22 protein-coding genes are annotated in these 22,461 nt (G+C 38.4%); 3 read left to right on the forward strand and 19 right to left on the reverse strand.

The window, feature by feature from the left end; genetic code table 11:
- Positions 1-5: 5 nt before the first annotated feature.
- From BBI08_RS11790 to fadH, 10 genes are all read right to left on the reverse strand, one after another.
- Positions 6-1,397, reverse strand: coding sequence for a hypothetical protein (locus BBI08_RS11790; protein ID WP_065528131.1), 1,392 nt, complete (start codon positions 1,395-1,397; stop codon positions 6-8).
- Positions 1,398-1,409: 12 nt separating this feature from the next.
- The gene (locus BBI08_RS11795) at positions 1,410-2,258 is read right to left on the reverse strand and encodes an ABC transporter permease (protein WP_008498078.1); all 849 of its coding nucleotides are present in this window, start codon (positions 2,256-2,258) and stop codon (positions 1,410-1,412) included.
- A complete protein-coding gene (locus BBI08_RS11800; protein WP_065528132.1) occupies positions 2,255-3,190 on the reverse strand; it encodes an ABC transporter ATP-binding protein in 936 nt (311 codons plus the stop codon). The genes BBI08_RS11795 and BBI08_RS11800 overlap by 4 nt, the downstream gene beginning before the upstream one ends.
- Positions 3,187-5,547 carry a hypothetical protein gene (locus BBI08_RS11805; protein ID WP_008498080.1) on the reverse strand — a complete coding sequence of 787 codons (2,361 nt, stop codon included), beginning with the start codon at positions 5,545-5,547 and terminating at the stop codon, positions 3,187-3,189. The genes BBI08_RS11800 and BBI08_RS11805 overlap by 4 nt, the downstream gene beginning before the upstream one ends.
- Before the next feature lie 127 nt (positions 5,548-5,674).
- Positions 5,675-6,790, reverse strand: coding sequence for an N-acetyldiaminopimelate deacetylase (locus BBI08_RS11810; protein ID WP_008498081.1), 1,116 nt, complete (start codon positions 6,788-6,790; stop codon positions 5,675-5,677).
- A 12-nt stretch (positions 6,791-6,802) separates the two neighbouring features.
- Positions 6,803-7,516, reverse strand: coding sequence for a 2,3,4,5-tetrahydropyridine-2,6-dicarboxylate N-acetyltransferase (gene dapD / locus BBI08_RS11815; protein WP_008498083.1), 714 nt, complete (start codon positions 7,514-7,516; stop codon positions 6,803-6,805).
- A 67-nt stretch (positions 7,517-7,583) separates the two neighbouring features.
- On the reverse strand, positions 7,584-8,459 hold the full coding sequence (locus BBI08_RS11820; RefSeq protein ID WP_008498084.1) for a transcriptional regulator CcpC: 876 nt from the start codon (positions 8,457-8,459) through the stop codon (positions 7,584-7,586).
- The gene (locus tag BBI08_RS11825; RefSeq protein ID WP_065528133.1) at positions 8,449-9,927 is read right to left on the reverse strand and encodes an MDR family MFS transporter; all 1,479 of its coding nucleotides are present in this window, start codon (positions 9,925-9,927) and stop codon (positions 8,449-8,451) included. Before BBI08_RS11825 ends, BBI08_RS11820 begins: the two co-directional genes overlap by 11 nt.
- A gap of 183 nt (positions 9,928-10,110) precedes the next feature.
- Positions 10,111-10,554 (reverse strand): cyclic-di-AMP-binding protein CbpB, encoded by a 444-nt coding sequence (gene cbpB, locus BBI08_RS11830; protein WP_065528134.1) that lies wholly within the window; start codon positions 10,552-10,554, stop codon positions 10,111-10,113.
- Positions 10,555-10,655: 101 nt separating this feature from the next.
- On the reverse strand, positions 10,656-11,423 hold the full coding sequence (fadH, locus tag BBI08_RS11835; RefSeq protein WP_008498087.1) for a 2,4-dienoyl-CoA reductase: 768 nt from the start codon (positions 11,421-11,423) through the stop codon (positions 10,656-10,658).
- A gap of 209 nt (positions 11,424-11,632) precedes the next feature.
- On the opposite strand from fadH, the gene BBI08_RS11840 reads away from it, so the two are divergent.
- Positions 11,633-12,094: a YkyB family protein gene (locus BBI08_RS11840; protein WP_008498088.1), complete on the forward strand. Its 462-nt coding sequence runs from the start codon at positions 11,633-11,635 to the stop codon at positions 12,092-12,094.
- A gap of 42 nt (positions 12,095-12,136) precedes the next feature.
- Here BBI08_RS11840 and BBI08_RS11845 read toward each other — a convergent pair whose 3' ends face one another.
- The 5 genes from BBI08_RS11845 to BBI08_RS11865 form a co-directional block, all read right to left on the reverse strand.
- Complete coding sequence (locus BBI08_RS11845) at positions 12,137-12,997, reverse strand: NAD(P)-dependent oxidoreductase (protein ID WP_008498089.1); 861 nt, start codon at positions 12,995-12,997, stop codon at positions 12,137-12,139.
- Between the two features lie 209 nt (positions 12,998-13,206).
- A complete protein-coding gene (locus BBI08_RS11850) occupies positions 13,207-14,418 on the reverse strand; it encodes a hypothetical protein (RefSeq protein ID WP_065528135.1) in 1,212 nt (403 codons plus the stop codon).
- Positions 14,415-15,560: a DUF58 domain-containing protein gene (locus BBI08_RS11855; protein WP_237146539.1), complete on the reverse strand. Its 1,146-nt coding sequence runs from the start codon at positions 15,558-15,560 to the stop codon at positions 14,415-14,417. Before BBI08_RS11855 ends, BBI08_RS11850 begins: the two co-directional genes overlap by 4 nt.
- 9 nt (positions 15,561-15,569) lie before the next feature.
- Positions 15,570-16,505, reverse strand: coding sequence for an AAA family ATPase (locus BBI08_RS11860; RefSeq protein WP_008498094.1), 936 nt, complete (start codon positions 16,503-16,505; stop codon positions 15,570-15,572).
- 27 nt (positions 16,506-16,532) lie between these two features.
- Positions 16,533-16,721: a hypothetical protein gene (locus BBI08_RS11865; protein WP_008498095.1), complete on the reverse strand. Its 189-nt coding sequence runs from the start codon at positions 16,719-16,721 to the stop codon at positions 16,533-16,535.
- Positions 16,722-16,922: 201 nt separating this feature from the next.
- On the opposite strand from BBI08_RS11865, the gene BBI08_RS11870 reads away from it, so the two are divergent.
- A complete protein-coding gene (locus BBI08_RS11870; protein ID WP_008498096.1) occupies positions 16,923-17,537 on the forward strand; it encodes a CPBP family intramembrane glutamic endopeptidase in 615 nt (204 codons plus the stop codon).
- A 61-nt stretch (positions 17,538-17,598) separates the two neighbouring features.
- Positions 17,599-18,201, forward strand: a complete 603-nt coding sequence (locus BBI08_RS11875) for a hypothetical protein (RefSeq protein WP_008498097.1) — start codon at positions 17,599-17,601, stop codon at positions 18,199-18,201.
- Positions 18,202-18,261: 60 nt separating this feature from the next.
- Here BBI08_RS11875 and BBI08_RS11880 read toward each other — a convergent pair whose 3' ends face one another.
- The 4 genes from BBI08_RS11880 to sigI all read right to left on the reverse strand — a co-directional run bounded on the left by BBI08_RS11880 (position 18,262) and on the right by sigI (position 22,265).
- Complete coding sequence (locus BBI08_RS11880) at positions 18,262-18,705, reverse strand: MarR family winged helix-turn-helix transcriptional regulator (protein ID WP_008429804.1); 444 nt, start codon at positions 18,703-18,705, stop codon at positions 18,262-18,264.
- A gap of 78 nt (positions 18,706-18,783) precedes the next feature.
- Positions 18,784-20,133 carry a TrkH family potassium uptake protein gene (locus tag BBI08_RS11885; RefSeq protein ID WP_008498098.1) on the reverse strand — a complete coding sequence of 450 codons (1,350 nt, stop codon included), beginning with the start codon at positions 20,131-20,133 and terminating at the stop codon, positions 18,784-18,786.
- 216 nt (positions 20,134-20,349) lie between these two features.
- Positions 20,350-21,519 (reverse strand): anti-sigma-I factor RsgI family protein, encoded by a 1,170-nt coding sequence (locus BBI08_RS11890; RefSeq protein ID WP_065528137.1) that lies wholly within the window; start codon positions 21,517-21,519, stop codon positions 20,350-20,352.
- On the reverse strand, positions 21,519-22,265 hold the full coding sequence (gene sigI / locus BBI08_RS11895) for an RNA polymerase sigma-I factor (protein WP_065528138.1): 747 nt from the start codon (positions 22,263-22,265) through the stop codon (positions 21,519-21,521). Before sigI ends, BBI08_RS11890 begins: the two co-directional genes overlap by 1 nt.
- Positions 22,266-22,461 lie beyond the last annotated feature (196 nt).

The raw sequence follows: 22,461 nt of genomic DNA on the forward strand, positions 1-22,461 counted from the left end.
CTTTTCTAATTGTCGGTTTCAATATCTGTAAAGTATTGTTCTACAATGGTTTGCAAGTCAGGTGGCAATTGCAGACGATCAGCACTTGAAAAATACGATGCTGAATAATCTCCTACTATATCTGCATAGGGGCGAACAGTTCCTTTTGTTGCGGAAACAATTCCAGTTTGTTCACCAGCTGCTCCGCCTTCTCCAACTTCTCCACTGTCGACTGTTGTTTGTCCTTGGCCACCGATTCGAGTAGGTACCGTCAATAAATCACGGCTGCCTTTTCCTGTACCAGCTCCACTACCACCTTGGCCCTGTCCTTGACCTTGACCTTGGCCTTGGCCTTGGCCTTGGCCTTGGCCTTGGCCTTGGCCTTGACCTTGACCTTGACCTTGAGCTTGTCCTTGCCCCTGACTTTCTCCTTGAGACTCGCTATTTTGTGAACCTTCTTGATCAGTTGATTCGTTTTCTTTTGTTTCTGATGCTTGTCCACTCGTACCAGATTCACCGGTAGTTTCAGATGATTCGCCTTCATTAGAACCGTCTTGTTTACTTTCGTTCGATTGTTCACGGTTGGCAATTGTTTGTTGCAACGGAAATGCTACGCGTTTTCCCATATTGCTTAAAGTCGTTTGAGTCTTACCCGCTTGTTCAGCTAATTGATCGGCTGCTTTTTCTAAGTTCTCACTCGTCTTTTTAGCATCAGCATTTTTGTCTCCCGCTAATTGTCGTTTTTTCAATTCCAATTCTTTTTGTTTTTTCACAATTTCTTTTAAAATATCTTCTGGGTTTTCTTTTTCTTCTATCGTTGCATTTAATGCTTCTACTTCTTTTTTTACCATTTCTGATTCTGCTTGCTTTTTAATATCATCAATTTCTTTTTTAAGCTCTTCAACTAATTCAAGTTCTTTTTCCACATCATTTGCTTGATTTTGTAAATTACTTGGAAAAACTAAAAGCAAAAGCATTAGAGCAGCACTGATTACAGCACCTATCAACCATTTAGGACGTAACCACACTTTGCGTTCTTTCCGAAATAATTGATAGCTGTATGGAATAGTTTGCGCTGTCTTAGAAGTCAATTCTTCTGCCAGTTTATTGTGCTCTGTCAGCTTCCACACCGTCAATAACTGATTATGCGGTGTGAAGCGATCTAATTCTTGTACTGCTTGTTGCACAGTTGGAAGTCCTTTTAAAGACAATAATAGCCAACCAATTAATACGGTTGTTCCTGCTGCATATGCATAAAATTCATAATAAGGAAGCACGAACAACCGTGATACGAAAAGCAATGCTACCGCTAACATTAGCCCTGTAAAGAAAGCAAACTGAAAACTACGTCCGATATGAAGCATCTTCAAAATGCGCTCTACTTTCTTGACATAGTTGCGAATATCACGATTGTTCATAAGAGTCCCTCCTTATTTGTATTTATTCATATTCACGCGTAATTTTTTCACAGCTAACAATAGACTACCAGCTGTTAGTAAAATATAAAAAATGGTGTACCCTATCCATAATGGAATGGTTACCATCGTCACAGTTTGCAATTGCTCCTCCATCGGTGGCTGTAATAAGGTCAGCAAAACTGCCGGTGGATTAATCGTTGCCCAAAAATGAGCCATTGGCGACATGGTTGTCGCAGGTGAAGTCATGCCCATTTGAGAAACTTGAACTGAGATTAATAGAAAGAATGCGGTGACACCCGCAAGAAAAATCATGGCTCCATAAGTTGCGATGATAGCAACTATGGTTTTTCGGATCAATGTCGAAAACATGACCCCAATGCTCGCAATTGCGAGTAACGTCAGCATATAAAATAGGAAAATATATAATAATTGGCTTGGAGAAACGCCTCCGTATAAGAAGACTAAACTGTAAATAGGTAAACCAGACACAATCATCAACAATAAAAATGCGATCGATGATGTCATTTTACCAAATATGATTTGGAAAGATGTTTGCGATGTCGTTAGTAAAATATTCAAAGTTTGTTTTTCACGTTCCGTACTAATCGTACCTGCTGTCAAGGCGGGCGTAATGAATAAAATCAATCCTAACTGAATATACGTCATCATGGTAAATAGCATAAAACTTTCATCTGGACGGAAAAATCCATTGCCAGTTAAAGATGTGGCTAGAAAGATAAAACCAAAAACAAATACGCTCATCGCGATTAAGTAAAACAAAATACCCGTAAAACTTTTCAAGTTACGGAAGCGCAATTTAAGTTCTTTGACCAGTACTGGATTGGTAAATAGGGTTTTCATCCAATTTCCACTCCTTTTGTAATCGCCATAAAGACATCTTCCAAATCTGTTTCTTCTTCTGAAAATGATAGAATCGGCAATTTTTGTTGAATTGCGCGTTGCAACAATTGCAGTTGATCTTCTTCACTACCGCGATAGAAAAATTGAAGTGTGTTTTTACCTTGCAGTTCCACAATTTGAGAAACAAATGGATCCATTTCAAAAAACGAAACAACTGATTGCATATCTCCAACAATTTTGACACGAAGCACTTTTTCACTTTGTAATTGCGCTTGAATGTCAGCAACGGAGCCTTGTGCAATCAATTTACCATTATCAATTACTCCAATACTGTCACACATCTCCGCAAGTTCTGGAAGTATGTGAGACGAGATTAAAATGGTTTTCCCCATTGCTTTTAGCTCTCTTAAAATATCTCTCATTTCCACACGTGCACGTGGATCTAGTCCTGATGCCGGTTCATCTAAAATCAATATTTTCGGATCGTGAATTAACGCACGCGCTAGACAGAGCCGTTGTTTCATCCCTCGAGATAATAAATCGACATATTCATATCGTTTGTTCTCTAAGTTGACCAACTCTAAAAGCTTTGGAATTAATACAGCACGCTCTTTTGGTTTAATACCATAACTCGCACCGTAAAAATCTAAATATTCATCTGTTTTTAGTTGATCGTAAACACCAAAAAAATCGGGCACATAGCCAATTTGTTTACGTACTTCTTGAGGATTTTTAGTAACACTCATCCCATTGATAAAAGCATCTCCTGCTGTAGGTTGAAGAAGTGTTGCCAAAATCGAAAAAGTCGTTGATTTTCCTGCTCCGTTTGCACCAACAAAACCAAAAACTGTGCTATCTTCTACAACCAAATTCAAATCCTGAAGTGCGTAAAACGAACCGTATTTTTTTGTTAATCCGATTGTTTCAATCACGGAGCAATCACTCCTTTCAATTTAACTTTTGGCACAACCACTTCAGGAATTCCAGAATTATTTTCAGTCATGTTTAACTTTAGTTTAATAGCGCCTTCTGCATTCAAATAATCTTTTGCATTGTCGGTGAATTTTTGATTAGACTCGGTAATTTCATCATATTCTTCACTTTCATAATTGAATATACTAACAGTCAAATTTGTCGCAGACTTGGTCACTGATAATTCATCCCAAGCAGCTTTTTTTAGCTCCACATCTTCTGGCAATGTATATGTCAGTTCGTACTCCCCTGGCTCTAGGTAATACAAGTAAGGATCGTTTGGTATATTTTCGAAATAGCTATTGTTATTCGCCGATGCAAGGTTCATCGAGAAAACATCTGTATTTAAAGTAATCGCACCACTCAAGCTTAGTTTTGGTGTAAAGCTTTGCGCAATAAGATGAACTGATTCAACAGATGCCCGTTGGTTTTCAAGCGTAATTGGAACGATTGCATCTTGTGTGTATCCGATTACATACGGTGTTTTTCCATTTTGTGACAATTGCTCATAAGACGTTGAAAGTAATGTTTGACGACGTGCTTTTTCTAACTCTTTTAAATCCGCGATTGGCTGATAACTATAAGACTGACCAATTGGCGCAGCTGGTGACAAAATAGCGGATTGAACTGTTTCATCTACAACTAACTCTTCCCCTGGATTTAACTTGCCAATGTCTATAAGACGTGTGCCAGTCCAAATTGAAACACTTTCGACTGCAAATGGAAAATTGTTTTGAATGGTTCCGATAATTTTTTCATTTGCGACTTCCAAATCGATACCGAAGTCCCCACTGTCTTCAATATATGATTGGCCCATAATCGAACCAACAGACCAATAACGCATATCGCGTAAGGTCATTTGGTTACTTGCAGCTCCTTTTTCCAACATGGCCGATAAATATGGCTGTGTGGATGAAAATTCACTAGCTAAGCGATGCGTCATGGTAGTAGATGATGGGGCTGTAAATTCATAATTTCCTCCGCGGTTTGACAGTAACGAATTGACGTAATAACCTTTTAATCCACTATCAGCATCCACTTCAAAAAATCCAGTTTGTTGAATTTGCGGATTTCCGATACGATCTTTTGCTCCAAAAGCGAATAATCCAATTGAAGTCAATAATGCGATAGTTGGAATGATAAACCAAGCATATTCACGTTTGTCCTTTTTCTTAAGTACGATATATAAAATAGGGACAATTAATAAAATATATAGCACGATAATCGTAATAATGAATGGTTTTGACACTTCAAAGCTATCAAATAGTTCGTTAACACTCCCAACTTCATACGTCATATAATCAAGAATCGATTGCCCACCCATCGCATTATAGTTTGCGACAGATGACGGGAAGAAATTCGAAATCATTTGACTATAACCTTTTTGACCGGAAACGGTTTCATCACCAAGTGAAAAACTCGTTTGTGTCAAACTACCAGATCCAACAGACTGTGATGCCGCTAGAACTTGACCATCTTCTTGTAGCTTGACTACTGCTCCTTCTTTAGCAGTTGCCTCAAACACAGGAACCGGTTTTTCAAGTCCTGGAATTGTCATTTCTTTGGAATCTGCTAAATTTAAAGGCAAGTACTCGCTTAAATTTCCGAGCTCCGCTTCTAAATTACTTGATGAACCTGTAATCACATGTCCGCCTTGCTGAAGCCATAGCAAAATAGCTTGTTGTGTAGGTGCTGGTAAATCACTATAGGAAAATTCATCGATAACTAGAAAATCAATCATGTCCCATGCTTGCGCTTCGGTTGGTAAAGTGAAATTCTTTAATTGATTTAGATGAAATACTTCCACACCTTCACTATTCGGTATCGAAAGTTGCTTTAAAGGTAATAGACGATCTTGATTGTCTGTTAACGTTGCTACAAATAAGGACATAGGTGAATAATTAGAGGGTTGAATCTTTTTACTTCCTTTAAAAGCAATAGATTTCCCGTCTTTCCATCCACCTTCAAACAAGAAAATGTTTTGGTCACCCGTTCCTCCTGAATAATAGGTATCCGTTAATCCGGATGCCGCGATTTGCACCGTTTTTGTCTCTCCTTCAGCAAGCTCAATTGGCATTGCTATTCCGGCTCCGAGATTATAAGTCTCTGAAAAACTAAGTACTAAGTCACCAGAAAAAGCCGACCCGTCATTGGTTATCGTAAACTGCAACGGCAACCCTTTTTCGTATTTTACTTTGTTTTGAAAACCGGCACTCGAATCTATCGTGATTTGCGGCGCCCCTAAAGATGGTTGTGGCAAGATAAAAAAACTAATTAGCAATGCAAAAGCAAAAAATGCCAGCAAGCGTCTATGCATGTTGATCCCCCTTTTACTCGTCTCTTTATTAGTACGCTACGAATTGAAAATAGTTCCATATTCTCACAATAAAAAATGGTTTAATTTTCTTACTAAAAAAAGAACAGGCAGCCGAAGCTACCTGTTCTTATAGTTCTAAAAAGAAGCCATGTAGAAAATCTGGCATGAATGTTAATACTTGTTCATTTGGATTTAACTTTGCGTGATGCAACCCATAAGAGGAAGCAACGCCTGCCCAAAACATCACACCAGGAAGTTGCTCAGTAAAATAGCCAAAGTCCTCGCCAGTCATTGCCGCTTCGCTGCGTATGACCTGAATGTCTGGTACTTGGCTCGCATAATCTAAGAATTTTTCAGCCATCACATGATCATTATTGACTTCGAGATAACTCGACCCGTAATCAATGTTAACTCGACAAATGTACGCTTCTTCTACGGCACGACAAATTGCTTCAATTCGCTTTTTCATCTGGCTCATGGATTCACTGTTCAGTGTGCGAATGGTTCCTTCCAGACGCGCATGTTCAGCGATAATGTTTTGTACTGTTCCAGCACTAAGCTTGCCAATTGTTAGGACAGCTGAGTCCATGGGATTTACATTTCGGCTAACAATGGTCTGCAATTGCATAAGCAATGAAGCAGCAGCAACCGCCATGTCTTCTGTTAAGTGAGGAAAAGCGGCATGGCCCCCTTTGCCATGAAGGTCTATAAACAACTCAGAAGTATTCGCAAACAATAATCCTGGTCGTGTACCCACCGTGCCAACAGGCAGTTCTGGTGCAATATGCAATGCAGAAATCATATCCGGAAGAAAATCAGGCTTTTCATTTTTCAGCCATTCTCGAAAAGGCAATGCGCCTCCCGGACCTTCTTCAGCTGGCTGAAATAAAATAACCACATCGTCATTAATTGGTTTTTCAATTAGCTTTTGCAACAAACCAATGGCTATTGTCATGTGCACATCGTGACCGCAAGCATGCATAAACCCTGGATGAGTCGATTGAAACTCTAAGCCGGTTTCTTCTGTTATTGGCAAAGCATCTATGTCTGTTCTCCAGCCAATTAGCTTTGTTGGATTTTCACCCAATACTTTGACTGCGATTCCTGTACGCCATTTCACTATTTCTAACCGCTCTTGCGAGAACTGAGAAATAATGTCCATCAAATATGCTTGCGTTTTTACTTCTTGAAAACCAATTTCCGGAATTTGATGCAAAGCTCTTCTAATTTTCACTAATTCCATTGGATTCACCGATTATAGCTGTCTTAATTCTTGTTTGATTTCTGTTTTTGAACGAGTTTTTGCATCCATCAATTTCAAGACACGTGCTGGCGTTCCACCTACTACTGAGTTTTCAGGTACATCTTCGATGACAATAGCGCCAGCTGCAACAACTGCACCTTTACCAATGCGAACACCTTCAAGAACGACTGCATTAGCACCGATCATCACATCATCTTCAACAATAACAGGGGTAGCTGATGCCGGCTCGATTACGCCTGCTAGTACTGCGCCTGCTCCAATGTGACAGTTTTTCCCGACAGTTGCACGGCCGCCCATAATAACGCCCATATCGATCATCGTACCATCTCCGATAACTGAACCAATGTTGATCACAGCACCCATCATGATGATACAGTTATTGCCGATTTCAACATTTTCACGGATAAATGCACCCGGTTCAATACGGCTGTTGATGTTTTTCATATCTAACATTGGAATCGCTGAATTTCTGCGATCGTTTTCCACAACAGAATCTTCGATGACAGAAGCATTTGCTTCTAATGCTGCTTGAATATCTGTCCATTCACCAAATACAGTTACTGAGTTGCCTTCTCCGAATACTTTTGAATCTTTACCATAATCTAAATCAGCAACGCCTTGGCCTTTTATGTAAACTTTAACGGGAGTCGCTTTTTTTGCATTTTGTATGTACGAAATAATTTCATTTGCATCCATTTGTTTCATCAATAAAACCTCTTTCTGTTATGTGATGTTGTTATTATATCTGATTTAGTATAAAAATTCATCCACTTCACCTTAATAAAGTGGCATGTTTTTTGACTATATCCACAAATGCTTCAACTTGTCGCAACTGGAAAGCTGATTCATAACCAATCAGCCATGTATCACGCGTCAATTCTAATTCTTCTTCGTCATTTGTTAATGGCATCATATGTACATCTTCGGTACCAGTCAGCGTAATTGAAGGCAATATGGCATAACCAATTCCATTTACAGCCATTTGTTTACAGGTCTCGATTTGATCTACTGTTATTTGACGCTTCGGATTGGAAGCAAAATGTTTTTGCCACCATTGCTGAATTTCTTCATAATAAGTCGAATCACTTTTAAATTGAATAAATGGTCGCTCTGTTTGAAGAAGTTCTTCAAGTGAACGAATTTCTTTGTCCACTAAATACAAAGTATCTTTAAACAAATGCAATTTTGGTCCTTTCCAATCTGTATGACCACGAACAATTCCAATATGTGCTTCGCCATCGTAAAGCGCACGAACAATTTCCGAACTCCAGCCTGTAATCAACTGGATTTTTGCTTCCGGATAAAGCGTGACAAAATCCTTCAAAACTTTCGGCAGCCAATTTTGCCCGATAATGGTAGCACAAGCAATTTTTAATGTGCCATGCACTTTTGATGTTAACGTATGGAGCACTTCAAAAACTTCTTCTTTTCGCTGGATTGTCTCATTGGCATACTGAATAACCAATTCTCCAGCAGGTGTTGGTGAAAGTCCTTTTTGAGATCGAATGAACAATTGCTGACCCCAGTCTTTTTCGATGGTTTGAAGACGCTGTGACAAAGCTGGTTGCGACAAAAATAATCGTTCTGCCGCTTTTCTCATATTGCCTTCTTCTGCCAACACTTTAATGATTAATTCTTCATTTGACATTGCTCTTCACCCCTCTTTGGCCGCGAAGCCCTAAAATCAAAATAAGGCTAAGCATAGCGAAAAATGCGGTCACTAAATATACGATTTGAAGAGCCTCGGCTAATGCTTGCTGAAGAAAGTTTAATGCCTCGACAGGCAATTCGATACGCGTTTTTTTACTCAACAAATCATTGATTGAGCTCAATGAATAACTTTGACCATTTTCAGCAAAATAACGCAATAATGAACTGTTCAAAATGCTACCGAGTAGCGCAACTCCAATCGTACTACCTAAGTTTCGCATAAACATATTTGAAGCTGTAGCCGCCCCTCGCTGTTTATAGGAAACGGCAGCTTGAATCGATACGATAAAAGCCGTGCTGGTTAACCCCATTCCAATGCCAATAGCAAAACTCGACATCGCTGCCCATAAAGGACCAAAACTAGGTTGCATCAAAACAAATAACAAAGATCCAATTACAAGGAATACTCCACCAGCTAATGAGGTTTTAAAATACCCAATTTTCAGCAAAAGTCTTCCAGAGAAAAATGCGGCCAAAGGCCAACCGATAGACATAGCCGTTAATGTGAAGCCAGCAATTGCCGCCGGTTGCTCCATAACCCCAGTTACATAAGTAGGCAAATAACTCGATATCCCAATTAAAATAACTCCTGTCGCTAAAGAAACAAGATTCGCAAAAAGAATGGTTTTATTTCGCCAAATTTCAAAAGGCATTATCGGATCTACAGCTTCGCGCTCTACTAGTATGAATAAGATGATAAGAAAACTGCTAACTACTAATAAAATAAACGACTGTATTGATAACCAATCAAATGATACGCCGCCTTCTACAAGTAAATACAATAAACTTGATAATGCGACCATTAAAAGTGCTGCCCCTTTAAAATCGATTACTGGCGTGTTGTTATTGACCGGTTCTTTCAAAAACAATAAAACACCTAGTAAAGATAAAATACCAAGAGGTAAATTTATCCAGAAGACATATTCCCAGCCGATAGTTACGACAAGCACACCACCGATAGCTGGACCTGTAACAGCTGAAATTCCCCACACACTTGACAAATAACCTTGAATTTTCGCACGTTCTTCTCTTGTGTATATATCTCCGACAATCGTAGTGGCAATGGGCATAACCGCACCTGCTCCAAGGCCTTGAACAAAGCGGAAAATAATCAGCTCATCCATCGATGTGGCCAACCCACATAACAAAGAACCGAGTAAAAATAAAAGCATTCCTACAGTAAAAATCCGTTTACGCCCAAAGATGTCTGATAGCTTGCCGTAGAGTAAGACGGTTACAGTACTCATTAATAAATATGCCGAGAACACCCAGCTATATTGTGAAAAACCGCCTAACTCAGCAGCAATACTCGGCATAGCCGTTGAGACAATTGTAGCTTCGACAGCACTGACAAACATCGTCAACATGACGGCAGCCAAAACTAACGGCCTTTTTGTTTTTTCCATTAAACAAACCTCTTTTCAACTCGGTATAAGAAAAACAAAAGCGCCTTTATAGATTTTATGAGCAGAAGCCAAGTTGACTTATACTTCTAGAATCTGGGCGCCAGAGTTTGAACATTTATAAGTAGTAAGATCTATCTTCTATTAAGCATAAAAAAGGCCTCTAAGACGAGACCTTCTCTACATTTATTTTTTCAATTGATAAAGTTGTTTTTTTAATTGCTTTAATACGACACGCCGCGTCAAGATTCCCATAAACATTTCTTCATCATCTACAATGCAAAGGAAGTTTTGGTTAATGACCATATCTAGCGCTTTTTGAAACCGTTCATTAATGTGGATCAAAGGAAGATCTTTTTCCATGATTTCTTCCACGCGGATATCAGAAAGCCGTTCGTATTCTATATGGTCTAAACCGAGAATTGCGTCAGTTATTCGTTGTGCATTAATCAGGCCGCGAAAGCGATATTTTGAATCTAGAACCGGTATAGCCGAGTAACCAGTCTTTGTCAAAACAAGTAATGCATGTTCTGCACTATTACCGACTTGAACATGTGCAACTTTCTCGGAAGAGATGATATAGTCTTCAATCGGTGTATCAAGAAAATCTTTGCTTGGTAATGAAATCATGTACTCTACTCCTTTTACAACGCCTGTACTAAATGCCACCGTTTAGGTTCATCATAACACATCAGCATGTTTGAAACTATTTAATTCCCCTTATAAATTACTTAAAAAGGAAATTTATTTAACCATTGTCCACCGTCCAAAGTGACGATTTCACCATTCATATACGAGGCTTTTTCAGACATGATAAATGCGGCAAGTTCCGCCACTTCTTCAGGCTTGCCTAGTCTCCCTAACGGAATCGATTCTAATGTCCGTTTCGCTGCTTTTTCAGATTCCCACAGCTTTTCAGCCCCACCTGTCCGTTCAATTGGCCCAGGAGCAATTCCGTTTACCCGAATCCCAAACTGTGTCCCCCATTCAACTGCAAGTGTTCGAGTCAAAGACATGACGCCTGCTTTAGCCGCTGCTGAGTGAGCAACTCCAGCACCAGCATTCCAAGCATATGTGGCAAGCATATTGATGATATTGCCTTTTGTGCCGTTTTCAATCCAATAATTTCCGACCGCATGAGAACAGAAAAATGTACCGTTCAAAACGATATCAATTACCGATTTCCAGCCATTCGGTGAAAGTTTTTCTGCATGAACGATAAAGTTCCCAGCTGCATTATTAACTAATCCATCCACTCTTCCGAATTTATCGTGAGCGAACTTGACCATTGCTTTCGCATGTTCAGGCTCTCGCACATCCATTTGAAATACTTCTACTGAACCACGTTCTCCTGAAATCGCTTTCACAGCTTCGTTCAATTTTTCCATATCCCGTCCAGTTATAACTACATTTGCTCCTTCCGAAGCAAATTTTTTAGCCATATGAAGTCCCATACCACTTGATCCACCCGTAACAATAATCGTTTGATCTGTAAACATACAAACATCCCCTTTTGTTAGAATCTATAGTTAGACCAATGATTTTCATCTGCCAGTATTCAGGTCAGACGTTCTCACCTTAACTAATACAGTTCTACAAAGCTATGGATTTTCCCTTTTATTAGATATGCTCCTTCGGTATACAGTGTCTGGAAATTTTGATATGATGATAGCGAACTACCACTAATTTGGATGAAGGGAATGAGTCCATGTCAACTGCTAAATCAGATTCAGATATCGCGCAAGCCATTTTCACAGTTAACCGGCACGCAAAAACCGCTCCTGATAATCAATATTTATATGCTCTTAAAAAAGAAGCATTAAATTTGATGATTGAAAAACAGCGCGCGTTAAAAATCGGTTTACACTTCAGTAAAAACCCTCAGAAAAGCCAACAACAATCTTCCGTCCTCGTTAAATGTGGCAGTTATTATTTTCACATGCTCCCGAAAAAAGAAGATTTCGCCTCTCTTGAACACTTAGGTCACCTGGATGATAGTTACCGCAATCCGCCAAGTCGCATGAATTTAAAAGTGGCAAAAGAGATTTTACGAGCATTGACCGGATTGGAACCGCAAAAAAAAGAGTCGACAACTTCCAATTTCTCTAAAGCTTATCAACCAAGACAAATTGATCGTTTTTATTCTCCAAAAAAATCTTATTTTGATTAAGTTCAAAAACAACCGAAAACCTTTAAAGGTTTTCGGTTGTTTTTATGATTTGTAATGCTCGATTAAAGCTTGTGTTCCATTTTCTTCATTACCTTGTGCCGCAATATTTTCATACATACTGAGTGACATACGCAGTCCTGGTAAATCTAATCCCCAATTTTCTGCTTCCTGTGCTGCAATTTTCATATCTTTAATAAAGTGCTTTATGTAAAAACCTGGTCGGAAATCTTCGTTGATCATTTTTGGCGCTAAGTTTGATAGCGACCATGAACCTGCTGCACCTGAAGAAATTGATCGCAATACACGTTCAGGATCCAATCCTGCTTTTTCCGCATAAATAATCGACTCACAAACGCCAATCATATTGCTGGCAATATTAATTTGGTTACACATTTTGGTATGCTGACCTGAACCCGCTGGACCTTGGAATACAATATTTTCACCAAACAAATTAAGGATAGGCAAAATTTCTTTGTAAACTTCTTTTTCTCCACCAATCATAATAGACAATACACCATTCTTAGCACCGATATCTCCTCCAGACACAGGAGCATCTAATGCATGAAGCCCTTTTTCAGCTGCTGCTTCAAAAATTCGTTGAGCTAATTGTGGCTGTGAAGTTGTCATATCGACAAGAATCGTTCCTTTTTTTGCATTTTCTAATAATCCTTGTTCACCAAAATAAACTTGTTCTACATCGGAAGGATAACCAACCATTGTAAAAATTACTTCACTAGTTTCAGCAACTTGCTGAGGTGACTCAACGAGAACTGCACCGGCTTCTACTAAATTTTTTGCTTTTTCAGCGGTACGTGTATAGATAGAAACTTCATGCTGATTATCAAGTAAATGCTTTACTAAGCTATTCCCCATAACACCAGTTCCGATAAATCCAAGCTTCATATGTATGTCCTCCTTTTAGTTTCATATATAGTCTAGCAAAATTCTTCAACATATACACTTATAGTAGCGAAAAATGATTGATAGAAATCATCAAAATAGACATCAATAAAAAAACAAAAAAGAAGCCGACCCGTAAACGGACCGACCACAAAAGGGGGAAATGAGAATGTTGCTGTGTTCAAGTATACTATCCCCCTCTTGAAACGACTTTAAACATTTTCTTTTAAATAATCATTTTTTATTTTTTGGATGTCCATAATAAATTCTACAACCTGTAACTCAGGCAATTGTTTATCACCATATCGAACTCGGTCATACGTGTTGTAAAAAGAATCGGAGACGTCCCACTTCATCCGAGCTATCCATTCCCGGATTGTTTCGTAATTTTCTCTTCCGATATTTTGCTCTTTAGCTGTTTTTTCAAGTTCACGAAAAATTTCTCTAATTTGATGCAAATCCATTCGATTTTCTAAAGGTTTTGTGGCAGCCAAAACAACTGGCTTTGTTGATTGATGATTATATCTCTTTATGCTATCACTATTTTCTTGTATCGGCTCTTGTAACTCTGGCTTTGTTTTTCTCAGCCACAAGATGAGTACAATTAAGCAACTCAAGATGACTAGTCCTAACAAAATTTCTACCGGATAATCTGTTGCCATCGCTTCATATATCGGCTGATCATTTTGCGTCATCTTCTCATCTGGACCCAACTTGTCTATGGTTTCTTGCATTTCTTCTTCTGTCGATAAGCCTGACAAAAACTCAGTAATTTGCTCCATCAATAGAGCAAGCGGCCAAAACAGGAGACGAATGGCTCCGCCAACACCCCATCCAAGTCCGAGGCGCACTTCATCAGCGATATAAAAAGTAACAATTGCTGCAACACTAGCCATACTAAAAAGAGCAATCAATGCACTAGCTAGTTGAGAAAATCGCGCACCGTCAGATTTAGAAAAACCGTATAGATACATCACATGAGAGACTGTATAAAATAGGATTGCCACGGGAACAATGGTGAAAAGCGACTGAGTTGACTGAGCTTCAGGATTTAACAAAAGAATAACCCAGCAAACGCTGAAAACCACAACAAATTTTATCAAGAAATGATGATCGTCACTAAATCCATTATAGAATACTGCAAACCTTCCATGGAGCATGTAAATGGTGAGCATACCTAAAAGCAGCGCTAGCCATAACGGGATTCCCACAAACCACATCACTAGTATTGCCATTAAAGAGATCCCAATTCCTACTATTAAACGATAAGCATATGTTGAAAACAATAAATAAGCACTGATTGAAACGAAAAAAGCTATTGCTATCCAACGCCATGCGATTGGTTGATCGATAAAGACAAGCACTAAGGAAATGATAAAGGCATCCAACATAAAATAACGAAACGATACAAAGCGGGATGTCATGCCAAATCACGTTCCTTTCTACCTGGTAAAACAGTCAACTGAGTTTGCCTGCTCCATTTCTTAATAAAACGAAGAGCTTCTTCTGATTTATCGGTTAAAAGGTATGTGGTATAAGGTAATTCTGTATGGATATCCAAATGTCCTAACATGGTGCTAAAAGCCAGTGTTGCATTATTTTTAGAAATGACCGATAGCAACTCTAATGCTTGTTGACGCTGTTTTTGTCCTTGTCCTGTAGACAAGTATAAATACGGCATCTTGCCAGCTGAACGAATATTGATTGCTATCGCATAAGGCACACCTGCATTAAAACAATTCTCGATATACGAAGCGAGCTCTTCGATTCGGTCTTCTAAATCGTGAATGGTGCCATAATACGCAGAGACATTCAATGCAAAAAGCATCGTTTCATTTGCAACTTGAGAAAATATTTTGGTTTGATAATTTTGCATTCTCACACTGGCTTTCCAGTGAATTTGATTGAATTGATCTGTAGAGACATAATCACGAGTACCAATGGGTTGAAAGGCGTCATCAAATAAAGAATGCTTCAAATTGAATTCGCCTGGTTTTTGTGGAGATGGGGTATAACCAAAAGGGTACTTCTGAAGTTTTGGAAACACGAGTTGCTCCTGCAAAAGTCTAGGCTGGTACTCCAGTGTCACACTTCCTTCGCCAAATGGCTGTGGTATGAGCACTTCCATTTTAGTAAGGCGGGATATTCCTCTTTTCTTTCCTGTGACCGGTACATTTAGTTCAATTGTTTCGTTATGACCAATTGTGAAAGGGAGTTCAAGCTCTACTAAATCTCCAGTACTTAGCCGTTGCTCCTCTATTGGCTCCACTGCATGATGAAACCAAATTTTTAATTGACCACCCCAGATAGGTAAGCCATCATTTTTAAAAACTAGCTGCCAAGATGACTCACCATCATAAAGCACACGTTTGCGCATGCGATTGTTTTGAAAAACTAATTTTGTACCGACTTGCTTCAAATAAAACAATTGCAAGCCTACTACTGTACCAACAAAAACAATGACCGCTGCCGCAGTAAACTGTAAAAACACCATAGCTATAAAGAACAAGACAAGTAAAAAGCCAAATACCCATTTCATGTTTTTTAAGTCATCATCATGGCGCATCCAAACCATCTAAAATGCCTCTACCGGAGAAGAAACCGAATTTACAATTTCACGTAAAATCGCAGCCGGTTCCTGAACGAGCATTCCTTCAGCTGTCAGCATTAAACGGTGAACAGCTACTGGTTCGAGTATGTATTTGACATCATCTGGTGTCACAAAATTTCGTCCTTCTATAAATGCTTTACCTTGCGCTGCATGAACAAGTGCCAAAGCTGCTCTTGAACTTAAGCCAAGTTCAATTGCCGGATGTTCGCGAGTCGCGCGGACTAGAGACAAAATATACGTTTCGATGTCTTCATGCACAGATACTTGACCTGCATCTAAATGCCATTGCTGTACATCTGTAACGGAAGCGACTGGTAAAATTTCTTTTTTGTGAGATACGTTATCACGAAAGTTCCGGATAATCGAGAGCTCTTCTTCATATGTTGGATAACCAATTTCTAATCGAAATAAAAAACGATCCAGTTGCGCTGCAGGAAGTGGAAAAGTTCCTTGTTGCGATTCGACAGGATTTTGAGTTGCGATGACGATAAATGGATTTGGTAATTGAAGCGTATCTCCATCGATTGTCGCTTGTTTTTCTTCCATTGATTCTAACAGACTTGACTGCGTCCTCGGAGTTGCGCGATTGATTTCATCAGCTAATAATAAATTGGTTTGCACTGGACCTGCTCGTAGTTCAAACTCTTGTGTTTTTGGATTAAAAAAGCGAATGCCTGTCACGTCTGACGGCAAAACATCTGGCGTAAACTGAATTCGTTGAAACTGACCTGCAAATGACCCTGCAAATGCTTTGGCCATCCACGTCTTGCCTGAACCTGGTACACTTTCAAGCAAGACGTGCCCCCCTTGAATTAAAGCAATTAGCATAAAGTCTATTTCTTTTTCCCTGCCTACGACCAATCGATTTAATTGCGCTTTCACTTGTGTTAAATTCTCCACATATTCTCCCCACTTCCCGTTTTAACCTTATTTTGACGCCTCTATCGTGTATGTGTAAACAGTTGTGCCATGATGATAGGCTGTGCCACGAAAATGCTTGAAATCCTCACGTGCAATCAAAACTGTCCGAAATTCTAAAAAGTCTTCTTTTTCGATTGTGATCGATTCGACAATGCCATTTTTTAAATCTTCTAGTTGCTGGTTGTAATCAGTCATGAATTATTCCCCTTTTGCCTTAGTTTTGCTAAGCTATTCTGTTATAATACTAAACGGATGATAAATATTGACTTTAAACAGTGTACGAAACGGCTTTAAACAGTCTATGAAAACCTGTTCTAGGCAATAGTATACAGCAAGAAAACAACTTAGACATCTTTGTCAAAAAAGTCTCCATGGCTTTAAATTTAGGAGGATTACATGATTAACTTTTTTAAACGGCATCCTTTAATCTTGATGCTGCCACTGGCTTTCTTTTTGTATAATTTAGCCTTTGAAAATACTGCGATTTTTTGGTATATGTACACATTTGCGACCTTGATTCTTATGTCTCTCGCTATCATATTCGTTAAAATCTTCGATGAGCTGGCTACATGGAAGTCATTGGTTTACGGTATAATTTTCGGCGCACTTTTATACGGTCTCTTTATCGCTGGTTACCAATTATTGCTCTTGACTCCACTTAACGTCGCTAACTCGATTGAAAGGTTTCTTTCTAGATTTTCACCTGTCTCGATTTGGCATTACTTGTTGTTAATGTTTATCATCGTACCAGGCGAAGAAATTTTTTGGAGAGGCTTAGTACAACAAAAGCTAAAACAATATGCCTCTACCCCTATCGCGATTCTAGCTAGCTCAATTTTATTTGGATTAGCGCTTGCATTGGGCGGATTTTGGTCTGGTGCTTTAGCTGGTATTGTTGTCAGCTTAATTCTAGGATTTCTTTATGAATGGAAAAAAAGCTTACCGGTCATTATCGTTGCTCATTTGGTCATGATTGTCTTACTGTTTCTGATTATGCCATTATCTATTTAAAGTGAAACATTCCTCCTACTTGGACGTCTAATAGACAAACCAGCTAGGGAGGAATTTTTTTATGAAGAAGAACTTATTTTTATTATCATCCATTATGATGGTTAGCTTGTTGCTTACAGCTTGTTTATCGCGTGATGAAGAAGCAGTCAATGAGCCAGTTGAGTCTACTGAACAAGCGCCTACAGAAGAGCAGTCAACTCCTGATGAAGGTGAATCAACTGAATCAACTGAATTAACTGAACCATCTGGGACTCTGACACAAAGTGATGGACAAAATTATGAACTCTATGTTCAAGATGGATATGAACTCACTGCAGAAGAACCAAATAAAGATGTTCTATATGTAGCAGATAACACAGCTGTATTTATGCGGGTTGAAACATTCTCACTTGACGAAGCTGACTATGATTTTGTAGCAGATACGATGCAACAAACTTTAGCAGCTGTAAACCCTGAACAAGAGCCTGTTGAAGTCACTGATTTTAATCATGATGCTGCTACGCAGTCAACGGTATTTAATGTGCCAAGTTCTGAAGGCACTGTCACAGGAATTGTCTATGAACTAGAAAACCTTATCGTACGCTTAACCATTTTTGACGATAGCACAGTTAATGCTACTGAAGACTTTATTGCTATGGGGAAAACCATTAAAGCAATTCAATAATAATTGCGAATATCAGCAAAAAGGAAAAAAACCTTCTGGAGTCCCAGAAGGTTTTTTTGATCAATATGATAAATCTTTAATCGATAAGCCGAGTTTTTTCATTAATTCGATGGCTTGGTCTTTTTCTTCACTTGATAACGCTTCTGTCAATTCATGTAACTTTTTTTCGTGTTCCGGAAAAATTTCCGCCATGAACTCTTTACCTGACTCCGATATTTCAGCATAAGTGATTCGACGATCACTTGGGCTGTTTACGCGTGTAATATAGCCTCTTTTTTCAAGCTTATCAATCACATACGTAATAGAGCCACTTGCTAAAAGAATTTTTCCACCAATTTTTTGAAGCGGTTGTTTCCCTTTATGGTACAACAGCTCCAAGACAGCAAATTCAGTCGGGTTTACTCCGCTTGCTTGAAAAAATTGATTAGTTTGTTCAGTGATCGCTTTATGTGCGCGTGATAGCACGATAAATAACTTTAACGATTGTTTAATATCTTCGTCCATTCGGCTCACTCTTTCTACTACTTAAATTGTATTATACTAATTATAGTTCTTTTTTCATAAAAATAACAGCTTTTAAAGTTATCCAATGATTACGCGTTCTTTTGGATAATGGAATTTAGTTGGATCTGTTTTACCACCAATTGTGAAAAGGAATGAGATTAATCCTACACGTCCTACAAACATTAATGCCATTATGATGAACTTCCCAATATCCGATAAGTCACTCGTGATTCCTAAAGACATGCCACATGTTCCAAAAGCAGAAGTGATTTCAAATATAATTTCGACAATCGTAGCTGCAGGCTCAGTGATAAGCAACACTAAGGTAGCTGTGAAGACGATGAAAAACGCCAAAAAGATAACCGCGAACGAACGAAAAACGTCAATTAACTCAATTTCGCGATTAAATATTTGAATCGTGTTTTTCCCTCGCGCAAAATTGATCAGAAATAAAATCGCAATCGCAAAAGTTGTTGTTCGGATTCCTCCCCCTGCTGAACTTGGAGAAGCACCAACAAACATTAATGCACTCATAAAAGCATTTGTGGCATCACTGAATTGGGTAATATCGACGGTCACTAAACCACCTGAACGTGACGAAACCGAATGAAAAAGCGAGGCAAATAGTGATTCATGCCACGTCATTCCTTTAAACGCTTTTACCGATTCTAACAGAAAGATACCGATAGCCCCAACTGCTAGTAAAATCGCAAAGATACTCGTTGTGATTTTCGTAAACAATGAAAAACGAAAGTATTTTTGCTTATTGGAGATAAACTCTTTTACTTCGATTAAAACTGGAAATCCGATAGCACCTAGAATGATAAGAATCATATTTATAATTTGAACAAAATAGTCATTAAAATAGGGCACTAGTGATTCACCAGTAATGTCGAATCCTCCATTGGTCGTAGCTGTTATTGAGCCGAATACACCATGAAGCAAAGCTTCTTGGAACGTTGGAAAATACTGAGTAAAGTAAATTGTTAGCACGAATGCTCCGACCGCTTCTATCACCAACATGATTTTCACTATTTCTCTTATTAGTTTAACGACACCTGACATACTCGACTGGTTATGATCGACCATGATTAACTGACGTTCACGCAACCCGATACGCTTACCAAAGAGAAGCCAGATAAATGTACCGATCGACATTATTCCAATACCGCCTAGCTGCAATACAGTCATTAGAACAAGAATACCAAAGACTGTATACGTATCAACAACATTAATAACCGTCAGCCCTGTTACACTTACAGCACTTACTGCAGTAAACAAACTGTCGATTAAAGGAATGGTCATCCCTGGTTTATGGACATTCGGTAACCTTAGTAATAAGAAGGAAACAGCAATTGCCACAAAATAATACGAAACAATCGCCTGTGCAGGTGTTAGATTTCGCACTTTTTGAAATGATTTATTCATAAGACATGGATTCCCTTCAGCGTTATACTCTATCCTCATTCTATGAAAAGAATTGACAAAAAGAAAGAGAAATCGAAAATCTATTTAACTTAGATTTTCGATTTCTCTTTTTTATGCTTTACTAGAGCCTTTTTATTGATTAATCTCAGCGTAAATCCAGCGCTTTGTTATAAGCTTTCGGTGTTGTCGAAGCATTCTTGTTTACATCATTAGCCTCTACTTCTTCTCACTTTTATTGTTATTATTTTTTTCATCCTTTTTACCTTTAGTGTCCTCTTTCTCTTTGGTAGTTGAAGGACTTTTTACAGAAGAATCATTTTTCAGCTTTTCTTTTTTAAATTCTTTACTGTCTTTTCCTATCTTTTTATCTATCTTTTCTTCTTTTTCCTCTATCTCTTTATCTTGTTTCTCTACCTTTTTTTCTTCTTTCTTCATGAGCTTATCTTTTGGCTCTGCCTTTGTTGGTTCTACTTTTTTCTGTGGTTTCACTGACGGTGTATTTTTAGTGTCAATTGATGACTCTTTGTTAATACTTTTTTGCTTTGGTGTTTTTTGTTGCTGTTTTTCTTTTAGTGATTTGTCCCCTTTATTCTCTAAGGGAAGATTAGATGTTTCTTTAGGTTTTTTGGACTTTTCTTTCATTTCTTTCATGCTGTTCTTTTCTTTTGAAAGGTTTTGTTCCTTAACTTGTAAACTAGATACTGGCAAGTTGTCTTGTTCTAATAATTGTTCTTTTGGTTCGACGTGACTTTTCACCGTTTCAACTTTTTCAATCATTTGTCCAACTGGAATTTGATCTTTTTTCGAATGACGCCATTGTTCTTTTGTGGCTTCTTTCATTTGAATGGCAACTTGGTCATTTTCGACTTCTTGAGAAAGCTCCAATACGACTTTTTTAATAGATTGATCAGCTTTACTACCGTCTGCTTCAACTGCGGTTATAGTGACGTCTCTCGTTTGATCTGTTACTGCTAACTCGAGAACACGATTTAAAACTGTAAGTAAAGAATCGTTCTCCCAATCATCTAGCTGATGAATCAACTCATGACCATCACTATTTAATTCGCGAATGGACACTACTTTGTATTCCTCATCTATCCCAAGTTCAATCCCTGGATTAACCTGTACTTGAACATAACCATATGCTTCTTGAGCAGGAAAAACGACTGCAGACATAAACAAAGCAATCGTGGCAATAGCAGCTGTTATTGGAGCCATTGCCGGCAGTATGCGAACAATCGGCTTTTTTTCAAGTGGATAAAAAAGAGCTTCTTCTCCTTTTAAAGGATTGCCTACAGGAGTTCCTTTCACAAATTGACCATTTTCCATTAAAAATATTGAGCGATCATTTTTTGATTTCATGCAAATTCCAGATTTTTTGCGCATCAGTTTAACCGCCCTTTCAAATAGTCTTTTAAGAAATACAAATCACTCATCTGCAATAAAGCCATTGCAATTATGTACTTTCGATTACGTTCAATTGTTTTACGCGATACCTTTACATGCTTTTCAATTTCTTTAATCGGTAATTTTTTCTTGTCTAATAAATATTGTTTATACTCATCTGTTTCCGCTACTAACTGAGCGATTTGAATCGCTGTGATACGTGCGTCCGAATGCAGTGGAGAAACTTTTACTAGTAGTTGAAACGACAAATCAAATTCCTGTAAAATTTCTTCATACCGTGCTATCTCCTCGCCTCTTTTTTGATTTTCTTGCTCACTACTATAAGCAATAGTCGCGGCATGGTCTGCGATGCCATTATGCTCTTCTGTCTCTGTTGCTGGCATAAAATCATGGCTAAATTCATCACGCCTGCTTTCTTTACGGATAAAATCGATAACGCGTCTACGAATAACCATATGTGCAAATGTTAAAAACGATGCATTTTTTTGTTGGTCGAATTTATGGATAGCTTCATTGAAGGCAGATAGGGCAACGCTATATTCATCGTCATGATCATCGATAAACCGCTTGCATACTTGCGATGCTGTCTTTTTCATAAAAGGTGAATAATGAGAAAGTAAATCGTGTAATACCTGCTCGTCGCCAGCTTGTACCTGCAATACCATTGTTTCAGCATCAGATTTCTCGATACGTCCAAATTTCCAGCCTAATGAAGCTAAAAGCACACCATTCACCCCTTCTCAAAGTCATTATCTATATGATTGTAACTTTGCATCACCAGATTTAAAAGAGGGGTGTTTTGCTTTCCTACCATTATTCGCTTTAAATATGATTCTTTTGTCCGTATCTCCTTATTTACTCTTTTCCCAAAGAAAAAAGGTACATTGAATTGGATTCAATGTACCTTTAGTTCATTAGTTT

It is taken from the genome of Planococcus halocryophilus, assembly GCF_001687585.2.
Classification (GTDB): domain Bacteria; phylum Bacillota; class Bacilli; order Bacillales_A; family Planococcaceae; genus Planococcus; species Planococcus halocryophilus.

Bases quoted from the DNA above. Each gene is read 5' to 3' on its own strand.
- BBI08_RS11790 (WP_065528131.1), bottom strand. From the start codon at position 1,397: ATGAACAATCGTGATATTCGCAACTATGTCAAGAAAGTAGAGCGCATT.
- BBI08_RS11795 (WP_008498078.1), bottom strand. From the start codon at position 2,258: ATGAAAACCCTATTTACCAATCCAGTACTGGTCAAAGAACTTAAATTG.
- BBI08_RS11805 (WP_008498080.1), bottom strand. From the start codon at position 5,547: ATGCATAGACGCTTGCTGGCATTTTTTGCTTTTGCATTGCTAATTAGT.
- BBI08_RS11810 (WP_008498081.1), bottom strand. From the start codon at position 6,790: ATGGAATTAGTGAAAATTAGAAGAGCTTTGCATCAAATTCCGGAAATT.
- dapD (WP_008498083.1), bottom strand. From the start codon at position 7,516: ATGAAACAAATGGATGCAAATGAAATTATTTCGTACATACAAAATGCA.
- BBI08_RS11820 (WP_008498084.1), bottom strand. From the start codon at position 8,459: ATGTCAAATGAAGAATTAATCATTAAAGTGTTGGCAGAAGAAGGCAAT.
- BBI08_RS11825 (WP_065528133.1), bottom strand. From the start codon at position 9,927: ATGGAAAAAACAAAAAGGCCGTTAGTTTTGGCTGCCGTCATGTTGACG.
- cbpB (WP_065528134.1), bottom strand. From the start codon at position 10,554: ATGATTTCATTACCAAGCAAAGATTTTCTTGATACACCGATTGAAGAC.
- fadH (WP_008498087.1), bottom strand. From the start codon at position 11,423: ATGTTTACAGATCAAACGATTATTGTTACGGGTGGATCAAGTGGTATG.
- BBI08_RS11840 (WP_008498088.1), top strand. From the start codon at position 11,633: ATGTCAACTGCTAAATCAGATTCAGATATCGCGCAAGCCATTTTCACA.
- BBI08_RS11845 (WP_008498089.1), bottom strand. From the start codon at position 12,997: ATGAAGCTTGGATTTATCGGAACTGGTGTTATGGGGAATAGCTTAGTA.
- BBI08_RS11850 (WP_065528135.1), bottom strand. From the start codon at position 14,418: ATGACATCCCGCTTTGTATCGTTTCGTTATTTTATGTTGGATGCCTTT.
- BBI08_RS11855 (WP_237146539.1), bottom strand. From the start codon at position 15,560: ATGCGCCATGATGATGACTTAAAAAACATGAAATGGGTATTTGGCTTT.
- BBI08_RS11865 (WP_008498095.1), bottom strand. From the start codon at position 16,721: ATGACTGATTACAACCAGCAACTAGAAGATTTAAAAAATGGCATTGTC.
- BBI08_RS11870 (WP_008498096.1), top strand. From the start codon at position 16,923: ATGATTAACTTTTTTAAACGGCATCCTTTAATCTTGATGCTGCCACTG.
- BBI08_RS11875 (WP_008498097.1), top strand. From the start codon at position 17,599: ATGAAGAAGAACTTATTTTTATTATCATCCATTATGATGGTTAGCTTG.
- BBI08_RS11880 (WP_008429804.1), bottom strand. From the start codon at position 18,705: ATGGACGAAGATATTAAACAATCGTTAAAGTTATTTATCGTGCTATCA.
- BBI08_RS11885 (WP_008498098.1), bottom strand. From the start codon at position 20,133: ATGAATAAATCATTTCAAAAAGTGCGAAATCTAACACCTGCACAGGCG.
- BBI08_RS11890 (WP_065528137.1), bottom strand. From the start codon at position 21,519: ATGCGCAAAAAATCTGGAATTTGCATGAAATCAAAAAATGATCGCTCA.